At 50.4% G+C, this 12,942-nt stretch carries 11 protein-coding genes; 2 read left to right on the forward strand and 9 right to left on the reverse strand.

Going from position 1 to position 12,942, the window contains the following annotated elements; translation table 11 throughout:
* Nucleotides 1–258: 258 nt before the first annotated feature.
* The 8 genes from M1D70_RS16430 to M1D70_RS16465 form a co-directional block, all read right to left on the reverse strand.
* Nucleotides 259–1,437 (reverse strand): IS110 family RNA-guided transposase, encoded by a 1,179-nt coding sequence (locus M1D70_RS16430; protein ID WP_456287333.1) that lies wholly within the window; start codon nucleotides 1,435–1,437, stop codon nucleotides 259–261.
* Nucleotides 1,438–1,750: 313 nt separating this feature from the next.
* Entirely contained in the window at nucleotides 1,751–2,557 is an 807-nt protein-coding gene (locus M1D70_RS16435; RefSeq protein WP_456287334.1) for a class I SAM-dependent methyltransferase, read from the reverse strand.
* 176 nt (nucleotides 2,558–2,733) lie between these two features.
* Nucleotides 2,734–3,882 (reverse strand): enolase C-terminal domain-like protein, encoded by a 1,149-nt coding sequence (locus M1D70_RS16440; protein WP_456287335.1) that lies wholly within the window; start codon nucleotides 3,880–3,882, stop codon nucleotides 2,734–2,736.
* A gap of 212 nt (nucleotides 3,883–4,094) precedes the next feature.
* Entirely contained in the window at nucleotides 4,095–5,132 is a 1,038-nt protein-coding gene (locus M1D70_RS16445; protein ID WP_456287336.1) for a FecCD family ABC transporter permease, read from the reverse strand.
* The gene (locus tag M1D70_RS16450; RefSeq protein ID WP_009595447.1) at nucleotides 5,129–6,154 is read right to left on the reverse strand and encodes a FecCD family ABC transporter permease; all 1,026 of its coding nucleotides are present in this window, start codon (nucleotides 6,152–6,154) and stop codon (nucleotides 5,129–5,131) included. The genes M1D70_RS16445 and M1D70_RS16450 overlap by 4 nt, the downstream gene beginning before the upstream one ends.
* 25 nt (nucleotides 6,155–6,179) lie before the next feature.
* Nucleotides 6,180–7,202: an ABC transporter substrate-binding protein gene (locus M1D70_RS16455; protein ID WP_456287337.1), complete on the reverse strand. Its 1,023-nt coding sequence runs from the start codon at nucleotides 7,200–7,202 to the stop codon at nucleotides 6,180–6,182.
* Between the two features lie 198 nt (nucleotides 7,203–7,400).
* Nucleotides 7,401–8,201: an IucA/IucC family C-terminal-domain containing protein gene (locus M1D70_RS16460; protein WP_456287338.1), complete on the reverse strand. Its 801-nt coding sequence runs from the start codon at nucleotides 8,199–8,201 to the stop codon at nucleotides 7,401–7,403.
* Between the two features lie 173 nt (nucleotides 8,202–8,374).
* Complete coding sequence (locus tag M1D70_RS16465; RefSeq protein ID WP_456287339.1) at nucleotides 8,375–10,219, reverse strand: helix-turn-helix domain-containing protein; 1,845 nt, start codon at nucleotides 10,217–10,219, stop codon at nucleotides 8,375–8,377.
* Between the two features lie 259 nt (nucleotides 10,220–10,478).
* On the opposite strand from M1D70_RS16465, the gene M1D70_RS16470 reads away from it, so the two are divergent.
* The gene (locus M1D70_RS16470; protein WP_009595456.1) at nucleotides 10,479–10,967 is read left to right on the forward strand and encodes a YfbM family protein; all 489 of its coding nucleotides are present in this window, start codon (nucleotides 10,479–10,481) and stop codon (nucleotides 10,965–10,967) included.
* 194 nt (nucleotides 10,968–11,161) lie between these two features.
* Here M1D70_RS16470 and M1D70_RS16475 read toward each other — a convergent pair whose 3' ends face one another.
* Nucleotides 11,162–11,593: a DUF5946 family protein gene (locus M1D70_RS16475; protein WP_036673968.1), complete on the reverse strand. Its 432-nt coding sequence runs from the start codon at nucleotides 11,591–11,593 to the stop codon at nucleotides 11,162–11,164.
* Nucleotides 11,594–11,845: 252 nt separating this feature from the next.
* Between M1D70_RS16475 and M1D70_RS16480 the strand changes: the two genes are divergently transcribed.
* Nucleotides 11,846–12,745: a dihydrodipicolinate synthase family protein gene (locus tag M1D70_RS16480; RefSeq protein ID WP_456287340.1), complete on the forward strand. Its 900-nt coding sequence runs from the start codon at nucleotides 11,846–11,848 to the stop codon at nucleotides 12,743–12,745.
* The last annotated feature ends 197 nt before the right edge of the window (nucleotides 12,746–12,942 follow it).

Here is a 12,942-nt window from a genome sequence, read left to right on the forward strand (position 1 = left end):
TACACTACCTCCCCCGAAAAGAGGAGACCTGGGATGTTATCAACAAATTTCTTTGTCATTATAAGCTTGCCTGCACCACAACCGCCATGTATCCAGTAAACTTTTTAATTGCTTTCGCCCTTTTCGGCAAAAGGAACAAAAAAACCAGCTAATACTTGTCAAGCATTACAACTTGGTTAAATAATAGAATACTGATATACTTTTCTAAACAGCACAAATAACCTTCATTGGCGTGAAGGTTATGGGAAAATATGGTTTTTAGGCTTTGTAGGGTTCGCTTTTACTTAGGATGGCATAAATGTGATGGAGAAGCTTGTTGGCGCAAGCGATCACGACCACCTTGTAGGGCTTGCCCTCTTTTCTTTTTTTGTCGTAGTAATCACTTATCCTGCGGTTTGCATGTCTGCGAATTCCGCACTGTACGGCAAGATAGAGTGCTCGCCGTAGTCTTTTTGAGCCTCGTTTCGTGATCCGGTTGCTTGTAGCCGTGAATTTTCCTGAGCTGTAGATCCCCGGATCTAATCCTGCGTAGGCTACAAGTTGCTTCGCATCCTTGAACTGACTTGCATCGCCAAGCTCTGCTACGATGGCTGCCGCAAGTTTGTTCCCTACACCCGGGATACTTTTGATCAATTCCACTTCAGGCAACTCCTTAGCCAGTTCTTCCATCTGCTTTTCCAAATAATTTAACTGCTTATCGAATTCCAACAGCAGGGAGACCATGCTAGTCAACGCTATGCTCTGAGATTGACTCCTCTCTTGTGTTTTCCAGCCCAACAAGAGTTCTTTCAACCGTTTTGTTTTCTCCGTAATCCATCCTTTGGAGTGGGATTTACCTACACATTCAAGGATGAGATCACCCACATCTTCGACCTTATTCTCCAAACATCGCTTTAGCACTTTTAATGATGTGGTCGCATACAAATTATGAAATAATCCGATGAAGTCCGGAAACACCTGCTCAAGCAAAGCTCTGCTGTTTAACTTGGCTTGTACGTACATCGCGGTTACAAACTCATGTTGCCTCGTTAAGTGTTGAAGTTCGGTGTAGGTTTCCTCCCACTCTCGATGCGCTTTAACGTCCCCTCGGTAGTACATCTCAGCCAAATGCCATGCATCTGCTGCATCTGTTTTCACCTTGCGAAGTTGCGCGCCTTTCGATCGTTTGGCTTGCAGAGGGTTGACGATGTAATGAGTCCATCCACTGCGTTTAAGATACCCTACCAGACTTCGATGGTAATGTCCGGTCGCCTCGAGGACAACAACGGGCTCAACGCCACTTTTATGTTTGAGTGTTCCTAACAGTTCCCCTAGCTGTTCAAAACCTTCCGGCCCATGATGAAGCTTCTCCATCCTCCCGAAGGGTTTTTCGCGACCGATAAAGGCTTGGATAACGCTAACCCCTTTGGCCACGTCTATTCCTACTACTGGCTGCATAATAACCTCCTTGATTCGATTTACCGGCCTTCCCACATGGTCTCCAACCCCATAGCTTCGCTTGTGATGCGAGGTCTAAAGCCTCTACCAGCTCAAACATAGTCGTTGGACGGTAGTGAGAGAACCGTTTTTTTGACGGGATCTGTGTCCCTAAGCCACCTTCGTTCTCCCGGCTACCACCATCGTATAATGCCTACAAAAATAGGCCAACCAGAAATCTCTGGCTGACCTAATAATACGAAAGCCACCATCTAGGCGACTTCTAATGCGACTATAATCTTGTCCCTCGACGGCTAAAGAGGCCAATAGCGTGTCAATCCTTTCGAAGGGCTACATGGAGAACAACGCCCCAATGGCGACGAACCGACTTTTCTGGACGGCTTTTAAGGCGAATTCGGATTTCATTGAAGAGCTTGTCGCGTTTCCATTCCTCCATAAGGATGTGTCCGGAAAAAGTTTCGAGGAGTTTAATGTACTCATCAACATGATAAATGCGCTCCCAGTCGAAGTGTCTAACATGAACAACCTCAAACAGCCCACTTTTCTCTATCTCATATCTTTGCTCGTGTAGTTCTCCTGGTCGCGGCCATTCGTTATGGTCTACTGATTTACCCTCGCCGATTTCATAGTACACGGTTTGAATTTCACGGAAGAATGGGTCCCCACCCTCTGGAAAAACGTGATCTGCGTTCCAAAATGCCAGATGTCCGCCTGGACGAAGGGCTTGCCATGCCTTGATGTATCGAACTTCGGGATCAACCCATTTCCAAGCCGTTGCAGCGAATACCAAATCAAACTCTCTCTCCATCTCTGGCTGCCAATCTTCGAAACTTCCCGTGATTATGTCGACGTCCATGCCGACAAGGTTTTGACGGGCAACTATAGCGAGCTCAGCACCAAGTTCTACACACGTGATTTTAAATCCACGCCTGGCTAACGGAAGAGTAGCCTTACCTGTAGCACAGCCCACTTCCAACAAATGATCACCTGCATGCAAATTGGCCGCCTGAATTAATTCATCGAACAATTCTTCCGGGTAATCCGGACGCGCCCTTTGATAATAGCTCGCGGATTGCTCAAATGACTTGCGCAATATCTTGTTGTCCTTCTTCAGGTTCATTATATTCCTCCTTATTCGTTACTCATCATAATGCGACTTATAGAGTGTGCATGTTCTTGTGTCCGACATATGCAGCCACACGAATAAGCGCTTTTGCATCGCAACAGCGCTTATCCATAATATAATAGAAATTTGTAGTCCAGCATCATTATATTCTCTGGCTTATTAACGGCTTCTTAGGACCAGCCGGATCGCTTTACAAGGTTTGTTACAAGTTCATCGTCGAAGACGATTCCGAAACCAGGCGTTGCCGGAATATGAATCTCTCCGTTTTCGATACGATAGCCTGATACATCCATTCCTTCAATTGTAATGTCGTCATATTCCACAAATTCGAAGTTCCGCACTGCGGCTGACAAATGTCCTGACGCGTAAATACCATAAGCATTGCCGTAACAATGAGGCGCAGACCGTAAACCATGGGCATCCAACTTCTCGCCTAATTCCATCCAATGCGTGAAACCGGGCCAGATGATATCGTACTGCAGTACATCCACGTGGCCGCGAGTCGCCCATTCAATAAGATGAGGTGAGGCAAGCCCTTCCCCATCCGCGATAAGCACATTCTGCCCACGTTGCAGGAGCCATTCCTTCAGGTCCTCGTACAAGGCTTCATCCTCATGAAACGCTTCTTCCAGCCAATATAGATTCACATCCGATAAAGCCGCCAAGACCTCTTTGGTTAAGTTCAAATTATAGGCATTATTCGCATCGATCATGATCTTGCCTGCGGGACCTGCCACTTCCGAGATCCCGCGCACGATCGCGATATCTCGTTTCGTCCCTTCCCAGAGCGGCATATGGCGTCCGCCTCGGCCAACCTTAATCTTAAAATGACGTTGGCCCTTCGCATAACCTTGCATTGCTTCTTCTTGCATCAGCGCGACCGCGGTCCTCTCATCCGGCAAATGCAAATCGTCGAAGTACAGAGAGGTATCATAGCAAGGGACAGCCAATGGGGCTCCCCTTTCCAAGTGGGCACCGGACACTAAGTCATACACTGGTTTGCCTTGTCTCTGTCCTAACCAATCGAGCACAGGATATTCCAATTGCAATCGATACGCTTCGCGCAGTCTGCCCCGGTCATCGAATAAATCAAGCAATCGGCGGCCTATTATGTCTTCGGCCCATTCCGGTGTCATATGAATCGAGCTGCCGTAACCTGTTTGTCCATCGATCGTAATTCTGGCGATATCCACAGTGCAGCTTTTGCCATGGACGCCGATTCTGCCATTTGCCCCCGCGCTTCTGGCTCGTTCACCCGTTAACTTGGCGAATTCGATTTTTTCCACTTTCCAGTCAGATTGTATACCGGTAATGTTCATACGATCCTCCTTAACCGACTCGAACGGTTTCTTGTCCGGATTTGATTCGTAAGTAGAATACCATATCATAGAATTATACTGTGAGTTGAACTTTGTTATTCACACGAATAAGCCGCCAACGAATCGTATCGTGACGGCTTATCCTTTTAGCTATTTCAGTCTACCCACTAATCTGCCTTTCGACGACTTATCAGAAACGATAGGCATCCCGATCACATACGTCGTTGACGCGCAAGCAGCATGATGAAAAAAGGAGCACCGATAGCCGCCGTGAATACGCCTGCCGGAACATCGAGCGGCTGAAACAAAGTACGGCCTGCCACATCGGCCAACAACAGCAAAAGTGCGCCAATAACAGCAGAAGCCGGCAGTAAGACGCCATAAGAAGTTCCGACCATTCTTCGAGCGATATGCGGTCCAATCAGGCCGATAAACCCCACGGCTCCGACCAGAGCGACCGATGATCCGGCAAGTCCCACGGCAATGAGAAGCAGCCATAGGCGTTGTCGCTGCACAGCCGCGCCGATGCCGGTTGCGATCCCTTCCCCAAGCGTGTGAATGTTCAAATGGCGAGCATTCAACCAGGCGATCCCGCCGCAGAGCACCGTCCACGGCAATAGCGTTAGCACTTGGTTCCAAGTAGCTCCATATACGCTGCCGGTGAGCCATATATAGGCTTTGCTGGCCGAAGTGATGGAACTAAATGCTAGAAGCAGCATGGTCAGTGAGCTGGCACCTGCCGACATGCCTACCCCGATCAGCACCAACCGTGTGGGGGCAACACCCTTTTTCCAGGCCAGCACGTAAACCAATCCGGAACATAGTAGCGCTCCGAACATAGCGGCGACCGGTAGCCATCCGATTCCGATGGCTCCTCCCGTCAACGCAATAAAGGCAACCGCGGCAACGGAAGCTCCTCCCGTCATTCCCAGCACGTCCGGTGCGGCGAGCGGATTGCGTATGAGTCCTTGTAAGATGGCACCTGCCATACTGAGACCCGCCCCCGCCAAACCCGCGAGCACTAGGCGAGGCAAACGCAGCGTGCCAATCACGAAGGCGGAATCCCCATTTATGCCGATGATGGTTTGCAGCACTTGGAGCGGCGACTCCCAAGTATTACCGAGACAAGCGCCCAATATAAATACGGTAAGCAGCACGGTTAATAGGAGCGATAGCGTCAGCAAGGGACGCTGGCTGGTCAGCTTGTAGCTGCCTTGCCTGGAACGTTGGAACAAAGATAAACGATTCATCCGGTGCCCTCCCTCGCATGTAGTCCGCTGCGAGCAATGTAGATGAAGAACGGCATACCGATGAGACCTGTGACGACTCCCAGCGGCAGCTCCCCGGGTTGCACCGGAAACCGGGCGGCCAGGTCGGCCAAGAGCAGCAGGATTGCCCCTAGTACCGCAGAGTATGGCACGACCCAACGATAATCCGTTCCGGCCAAATAACGCGCGAAATGCGGCATGACCAAACCGACGAATCCAATAGCTCCTGCTGCAGCCACTGCGCTTCCGGCCAGGAGCACGACGGCCGCCGCAGTAAGCATTTTAACGAATCCCGTTCGCTGTCCCAACCCCTTCGCCACGTCGTCCCCTGACCCAAGAATGGTTAAGGGATAGGACAACGCCAATGCCGTAATTCCGCCAACCGTCATATAAGGCAACACTTGCTGCAGCATCGTCATCTCTTTTCCGGCGACCGAACCGGCCAACCAGAAAAGCACGTTTTGCAGTCCGGACTCATCCAGGGCCAGCACGCCCTGCGTCAGCGCGCCAAAAAGCGCACTCAGCGCCGAACCGGCCAGAACCAGCCGAATCGGCGTCAGTCCGCCTCCCGCTAGCGAAGCTAACCAGTAAACGAGCAGCGCTGCCGCGGCCGCACCCGCAAAAGCGGCCCAGACAAGCTGGGAAAGGGCCGTCAACGGCAGCAGCGTCAGAGCCAGCACAACCGCAAGCACGGCCCCGGCATTGATCCCGAACAATCCGGGCGAAGCCAGCGGATTTCGAGTCAATGCCTGCATCAAGGCCCCCGCGACTGCCAACGAAGCTCCGACGGCAAGCGCATAGGCGGCACGCGGTGCCCGCGTCGTCACGATGATGACGTGCTCGTTGTCGGCGGAGTCATAACGAAGTAAGGACTCGAGCGTCGTGGACGGTTTGATCGGCGTTGTCCCGAACGCGATGCTGGCGATGAAGGCGACGGCCAATAGCAGCATGGCGGCGGCGAGGCCCAGCAGTTTACTGCCATTTCGTTGAAAAAGCGGCTTCAACCCGTACCCTCCTCTAGTTGTCTGATTATTCCAATTCGTAAATTTCTTTGAGATCGATCAGCATTTGCTCTGCCGCTAGCGGACCAGAGCCGTTATTCCAAACCGCGGTGTCCACTTCGTACACGCGATTGTTTTGAACCGCGCGCAAATTCTTCCACAGTGGATGCTCCGTCCACTCCTTGCGCAGATCCAGCCGCCCATCGTCGCGGGAAGTGCTCGTTTGATCGAACAGGATGTCGGCGTCCATCTGCGGTATGTTTTCCTTTGACACCAATTTGACGCCCCATTCTTCTCCCTTTTGTTCCATCGGACGCGTGATGCCGAGCTCATCCAGAACCAAGGCGGAGAAACCGGTGTGAACGATGCGCGCATGGTCTGCGCGGAAATCCAGGATGCCGACTTCCATCTTCAGCTTGTCTCCCATTTTTTCTTTGAAGTCGGCGACTTCGCCTTCCCAGCGCTGCAAAAACGCCTGTTCTTCCTTTTTCTTGTTCAAGGCTTCGGCAGTCAGCGCAAGCGACTCCTTCCAGATATGTACTTCTTCGGTCATGACGGTCGGCGCGATGCCGCTAAGCTGGCTGTAGATCTCTTCATGTCTCGTTTTGGACGCGATGATCACGTCGGGCTTGAGGGCAGCGATTTCTTCCAGATTGGGTTGGTTCTCCGAGCCAAGATTAACGACGCCTTCCATCTGTTCCCGAATATAGTTGTACCACGGTTGCTCGATCCAAGCTTCGACGGCACCGGTCGGCTTCACGCCAAGCGCCAGCGCGGCATCGGTCGCTCCTTGGAACAGCGTGACGACCTTTATCGGCGTTCCCGCCACAACCGTGTCCCCCATGGCATGCTGAATATTCCGTTCAGCCTCTGCCGTACCGGTCCGGGAGGCCCCTTCCCCCGCGGACGCACTCTGGGCGTTGGGCGGTGAGGATGCGCCTCCGCCGTCGGTTTGGCCGCATCCGGCCAGTACGGCCATCGCGACCAAGCAAGTTGTAAGCATGATGATTCCGAAGCTTCTTCGAAGCGTAAAGTGAACATTGAAAAACATGAACAAGAACCTCCCTCTTTCTATCAGCAACTAATTGATATTGATTCTCATTATTACATGAAGAGATTGGCATGAAAATGAACGATTGCGTCAGCCGATCTGGATATTTGCGACAAGATCTTTAACAATCATTCCATTTCTCTCTATTAATTCCTCATCTCCTTAGTCTTCCATTCGCGATGATCGTTGGATAACTCGTTAACGGGCATGCTTTGGACAAGCGTCGCAATATTCGCCGCCCTTCGAAACCCGATAATATAGACAGCAGGTCAATCTAGTGCGTGTCCCCCCTGATCCATGATTCCGCGCCTCCTCGGGTGGCGCACCGTCGCCGTAAAAACGCGCGAAAGGCTGCCTGCGCTGCATGAAAGCCTCGGCAGGAAGCTCATGGAGCAAAAACCAAAAATCTTCTTCGATCCTAGCTGCCGAAACTTCGCCGCAGTTCCGCAGCTTTTTCTCGTACAGCGAATAAATTCGGACCGCCATGTTCTCCCAAATGATCGCCATCGGCAATCCCGAGCAGCTGGACAGAGACTGCCACAGCGAACTCAAATGGTGCCGGATCAAACTTTCGGCGGCGTGAGAACGCCATGCCTCTCTCCGCTCCGTGCACGGAACTGCCCGAAGTGGAAGATCGAACGTAATCCCGTCCAGCCAGTGCTTGCCGCTGCGCAGTCGCATGCTCTGAAAAGTCAGCTCCAACGCCTTGTCATAACAAGTAAGCGCATGGAAATAAGGCATAACCGCAATCGCGGCATACCGCTTGGCGAACATGGAGGCAGCGATCGGCCGGGAATCCGTGCCGAGACGGGCGGCCAACCCGTCAAGGTAAGCGGTGCAACCGCCCGGATCCAACAATGCGTTCAATGGAATCATACCCTCGTTGCCCGGGATGCTTTCGCTTTCATCTTCGCTATATGACGAAGCAGCTACCCTAAATCCGTATTTTTGTTGAAGGACTGCAAGTTCCTCCATTCCTAACGGAACCAGGTAATTCATGACCGGCCGTCCCGAGCGGGGTTGTATATCGATATTTTCATAGGCTTTTCTCCTAATCTGTAATGATAATCATTATCAATAAAATAGCTAAAACATATTACCAGGGTCTTCTCTAATCTCTATCACAGGCATAGGCCCCTCATTATCCGGATAGGATTATTGGGATGATTCAGCTAATTCGGCAATATTGCCGCTGCAATTTCGTCCACAACCCTATTCATTCCGAGCGGGCCGTAATAGCCGATCCATAGGGCCGTGTGAACATGGCGGACCTGGCCGCTGCGAACGGCGCGGGTGCTATTCCAGGCTTCGCTCCGCAAGTACATGCGGGTCTGCTCCCGATTCGTGTCGTCCGTCAGCACGAACAATCGGTCCGCTTTCAATTCCGGCAGCGTCTCCAAGGGAATCATCGAGCTGGTTCCTTGACTCATACCGGGAAGCTGCGGCACCGACAGTCCAAGGTCATCGTACAGCAGGCGCGCCGTGCGATGTTTTTCGCTGTGCAGCCGGATTTTGCCGTCCCGCGGCCGGATGAGCGCGACCGTTTGCGCATCCCCCGCCGCTTGCAGGCGGGTTCGAATGGTATTCAGCTTGGCCCCATAAGCATCGATTTCGCTCAACGCCCGAACCTGGCGATCTAACAAAGCGCCGAGTCGAAGCAGCGACTGCCGCCAATCTTCATTGCGATCGAGCATGATCGTCGGGGCGATGACGGACAACTCCTCGAAGCGATGCTCCTGAAACCCCGTGCATATAATCAAGTCCGGCTCGATTGCCGTAATCGCGGACAGATCGGGTACTTCCTTCGATCCTAAATGGGCCATGCGTTTCAATGGTCTGGCCAAGTCAATCGGAAGGCCGAGCACCTCGACACTGCAAACCACGCTGCCGATCGGCTGAACGCCAAGAGCGAGAAGCTGGTCGACATACTGGTAATCAAGCACGGCGATACGCTCGGGTATCCTTTCTAATTCAAGCACGCCGCGCAAATGGGGCACACGAACTTTCCCTTCGACATGGGCTAGCCCTCCGGTGCACATTAAGGTCATGGTCAGGAGCGTTTGAAAATCCTGTAACACGCTCCCCCTCTGATCATACCTAGCCCAGTCCGTCGGGACAATGATCGTATGCGACGGCAATGCTGGAGAAATCCGACAGTTCATGTCCGTCATACGTTGTTCATTTTTACGATTCACCCTATAATCGCTTGGAGGCAAGCCGACGTACTTTTTGAATAGCCTGCTAAAATAATAGCTGTCCGGATAACCGACCTCGTCCGCGATATTCGAAATCGGAAGCTCGCTATTTTCAAGAAGCTTTTTTGCCCGTTTCAAACGGATTTCGATCAGATGCTCGAGCGGGCTATGTCCAAAGCGGGCATTGAAGCCACGCTGCAACCTGCGTGTATTGGTCCCAAGCCGCTCTGCCAGCGAAGCGAGCGTCCACGGCTCGGCGTAGTGGGCTTCCATATATTGCACGGTCGATTCGACCGGATCTTCATCGTGCACTGCTCTCCCCGCTTCCAGCTGCTCCATCTCCGACAAGAATAAATGTACGAACGCATAAAATTGCTGTTTTGCCTCCAAACGGGTCAGCGCCTGTTCCTGCCCCCAAATTTGCTCCATCTCGCGAACCAATTTGCGGTATGCAGCATTCATTACGACCGGAATCGCATAACTGGAATGGAACTGCCTGACGGCTAGCTGAGGTTGATCAAGGCTCTTCGGCAGGCCATCCGGCAACAATGCCTTGTATAATATCAGAAAGTATTCATAATTGTCCGTCGCTTCAGCGATCCGAAACTCGGCCCCTTTGCCAAGATGTACGATCGACGCATCCACCGACCAAAGGTTGAAGCCTTCCGTTTCAATTCGAGCCTTCCCCGCAGTTGATACAAGAAACAGCTCCGCCGGTGCACGGTATTCCAGCCGCTCTTTCGGCTGCAGGCGCCTGCGGCGAATATCTGAAATTTGGAAGGAAGCGCTGTCCCAAAGCATCATCTGATCTTTCATCCTCATATCATGTTCCCCTCCCGCCTCCAAAGCTTTGTCTAGCCTAATTATATGAATAGTGAGAATGATTATCAATGATAGCTTTTTAGACTACTATATGCTGGAGACAAGTTCCGTTTAGCGAGAACAAAAATAAAATTAATGCAGTCTTTATACCTAGTTTTGAGGCTTTTATCCAATGTTCTTTGAAACACACAATTCCAGGATGTTACATTTAGATCGTGCAATTTAGTAACTACCCTATAAGAGAAAGGAAGATGACAATATGGGAATGTACGGATATTACGTTGCTATGGATGATAAACTTGTGCAGCAAATCGCTGCAGGCGAAATTGAATTGGCGAATTTGAAATTAGACGATTATCCCGGGCTGGACATCGATAGAACCTGGGAGGCGATTCACTACTTGCTATGTGGAGATATCGCCGATGGAGAGCCCCCTCTTGGCTATGTTGTTCCGATAACATCAGACAAAGGCATCGAATTTGGCTCATTCGGGGCATTTTTCTTGCGCGCCGAGCAAGTTGCAGAAGCGCTTCAGGCTATGTCTGAGCTGGATGAAGAACAGCTCCGCTTGCGTTATGATTTCCCGACCATGATCAAAGAGGAGGTTTATCCGCTTGAGCCTGGCATGGTTTCAAACGAGGATGGCGACGCGTTCTTTGACTTCATGCTGCAGCATTTTAACGAAATCCGGCGTTTTTACAGCCAAACTGCAGCCGATAGCAAAGGTCTCATTTTCTACATTTTCTAATTTCCAATCTATCGTAAGACTCAACAAAAGCCATTACATAGGCTCAAGGGGTTCTACACTTAACTTCAAGTGATCTCTAGTTGTCCAAGTAAGATATTCTCATTAAAGACTCTTTAATTACCCCACATTCGGCACATTGGTTATGCTCATCATAACCGTACGCCGTGAGATTTGATTCTGATTCGCTGCATTCATCATAAAACAAGCGGTCCCATCTCTTTAAGCGTCGTACGTCCCCATTGCTCAATGAGCTTACAATAGCTTTCGGCATCATTCATCTGTGCAGCCACGTCGGCAATCGTCATGGTCCAAGCCACCTTGGGGAGAGGCGGCGCATTCACTGGCCTTCGAATCCCCTTGGTGCTCCCTGGTCCTCTGTTCATGTCTTGGCGAATCAATTCCGTAGGGTAGCCCTCTTCCAGATGCTTCCTTAATGCGGTTTGGATCCAGACATACATCTCATCGCTATAACCTTCATGCTGAACCATGTAAGATGCAACCGTGAGAAAATGAACCCGTCCATAGCTAGGATCAGTGAATTCAAGTGCCATAAATTCGTTGAAAATCGATTGACATGTATTCCCCGTTGGGAGACGGGCTCCGCATTTATTACAAGTACTCGACACAAACTTCCCTCCTTACAGCTCATAACCCCCTCTTTTCTAAAATCATAATTCTTAACCTTGCGAGATAGTCAATACCTAATGAATAGAGTCGTTCTTATCCGCCAACATCTTAGCGAATAACCGCTAACGTTAATGATGTCTTAATTAAATTGGCCTTATTGAATGTTTTGAAATTGGATCTTTAAGTGAGTCCAGTTGATTTATATAATTTGTGTTATTTATGAAAGTTAACATTTGGAGGAGTGTAGCTTCATGTTCCATGGATTATCAGCATTTCCACTGACCCCAATGAATGAAACAGGAATTAACGAAAATGAATTTGTGAAGCTAATTGAGCGATTGGCAGCAGCAGGCGTAGACTCCATCGGGGCACTGGGTTCGACAGGTAACTATGCCTATCTAAGCCGGGAGGAACGTTTTCGGGTTTTGCAGCTTGCGGTCGGTTACGCTGAGGGCATTCCCGTGATGACAAGCATAAGCGCATTGCGCACGATTGATGTGCTTCGTTTGGCAGAAGACGCACAAAGAGCAGGAGCAAGCGCGGTGCTGTTGGCTCCTGTTTCTTACCAAGCATTAACGGATGAAGAAGTATACTCCTTATATAAACATGTGACATGCTCACTCTCTATCCCGCTTTGCGTTTATGATAATCCGGGGACTACGCATTTTCATTTTAGCGATGAACTGCATGGCCGAATTGCTGAGCTCCCCAGTGTACGTTCAATCAAGATCCCTGGAGTGCCGTCTGAACCTGAAGCAGCCAAGACACGAGTAAGCCATCTTCGCGAGCTCATTCCTTCCAGCGTAACCATCGGAGTAAGCAATGATCCGTTTGCAGCCACCGGCTTGAATGCAGGTTGTGAAGCTTGGTACTCGGTGCTGGGAGGCTTATTTCCAAAGACATGCATGAGGATGACTCGATTGGCTTTGGAAGGCTTTGCTGACGAAGCCAATCGCCTTTCTAAACAGCTCGAACCGATTTGGACGTTATTTCGCCAATATGGTAGTCTTCGCGTTGTAGCTGCAGCAGCAGAAATGGATAACTTGATTTCAAGTCCCAGCCTGCCTCTTCCGTTACAACCACTGAATCCTTCAGCCAGAGAGGATTTGAAGTCCATACTTGTAGACATTAAACTTATGGAAGCTTCTTGATCGACATTTACTTTGGGCTGTTGCGCAGCCCTAATATTTTTATACATAGCAATTGACATGGATCAAAGTATGCTTTTATACTGTTAAATGAAACTTAATATCTTACCTAAAACCTATTTGGGATGATGTGGACTTTTCTGGAGAGTTATCTCTCCATTTTCGCCACGCAAAGGCCGTACGGTCGTTTGTGTGGCTTT

Source organism: Paenibacillus sp. AK002 (assembly GCF_053903045.1).

Bases quoted from the DNA above. Each gene is read 5' to 3' on its own strand.
- M1D70_RS16430 (WP_456287333.1), bottom strand. From the start codon at position 1,437: ATGCAGCCAGTAGTAGGAATAGACGTGGCCAAAGGGGTTAGCGTTATC.
- M1D70_RS16445 (WP_456287336.1), bottom strand. From the start codon at position 5,132: ATGAATCGTTTATCTTTGTTCCAACGTTCCAGGCAAGGCAGCTACAAG.
- M1D70_RS16435 (WP_456287334.1), bottom strand. From the start codon at position 2,557: ATGAACCTGAAGAAGGACAACAAGATATTGCGCAAGTCATTTGAGCAA.
- M1D70_RS16440 (WP_456287335.1), bottom strand. From the start codon at position 3,882: ATGAACATTACCGGTATACAATCTGACTGGAAAGTGGAAAAAATCGAA.
- M1D70_RS16480 (WP_456287340.1), top strand. From the start codon at position 11,846: ATGTTCCATGGATTATCAGCATTTCCACTGACCCCAATGAATGAAACA.
- M1D70_RS16460 (WP_456287338.1), bottom strand. From the start codon at position 8,201: ATGAATTACCTGGTTCCGTTAGGAATGGAGGAACTTGCAGTCCTTCAA.
- M1D70_RS16455 (WP_456287337.1), bottom strand. From the start codon at position 7,202: ATGTTTTTCAATGTTCACTTTACGCTTCGAAGAAGCTTCGGAATCATC.
- M1D70_RS16465 (WP_456287339.1), bottom strand. From the start codon at position 10,219: ATGAGGATGAAAGATCAGATGATGCTTTGGGACAGCGCTTCCTTCCAA.
- M1D70_RS16470 (WP_009595456.1), top strand. From the start codon at position 10,479: ATGGGAATGTACGGATATTACGTTGCTATGGATGATAAACTTGTGCAG.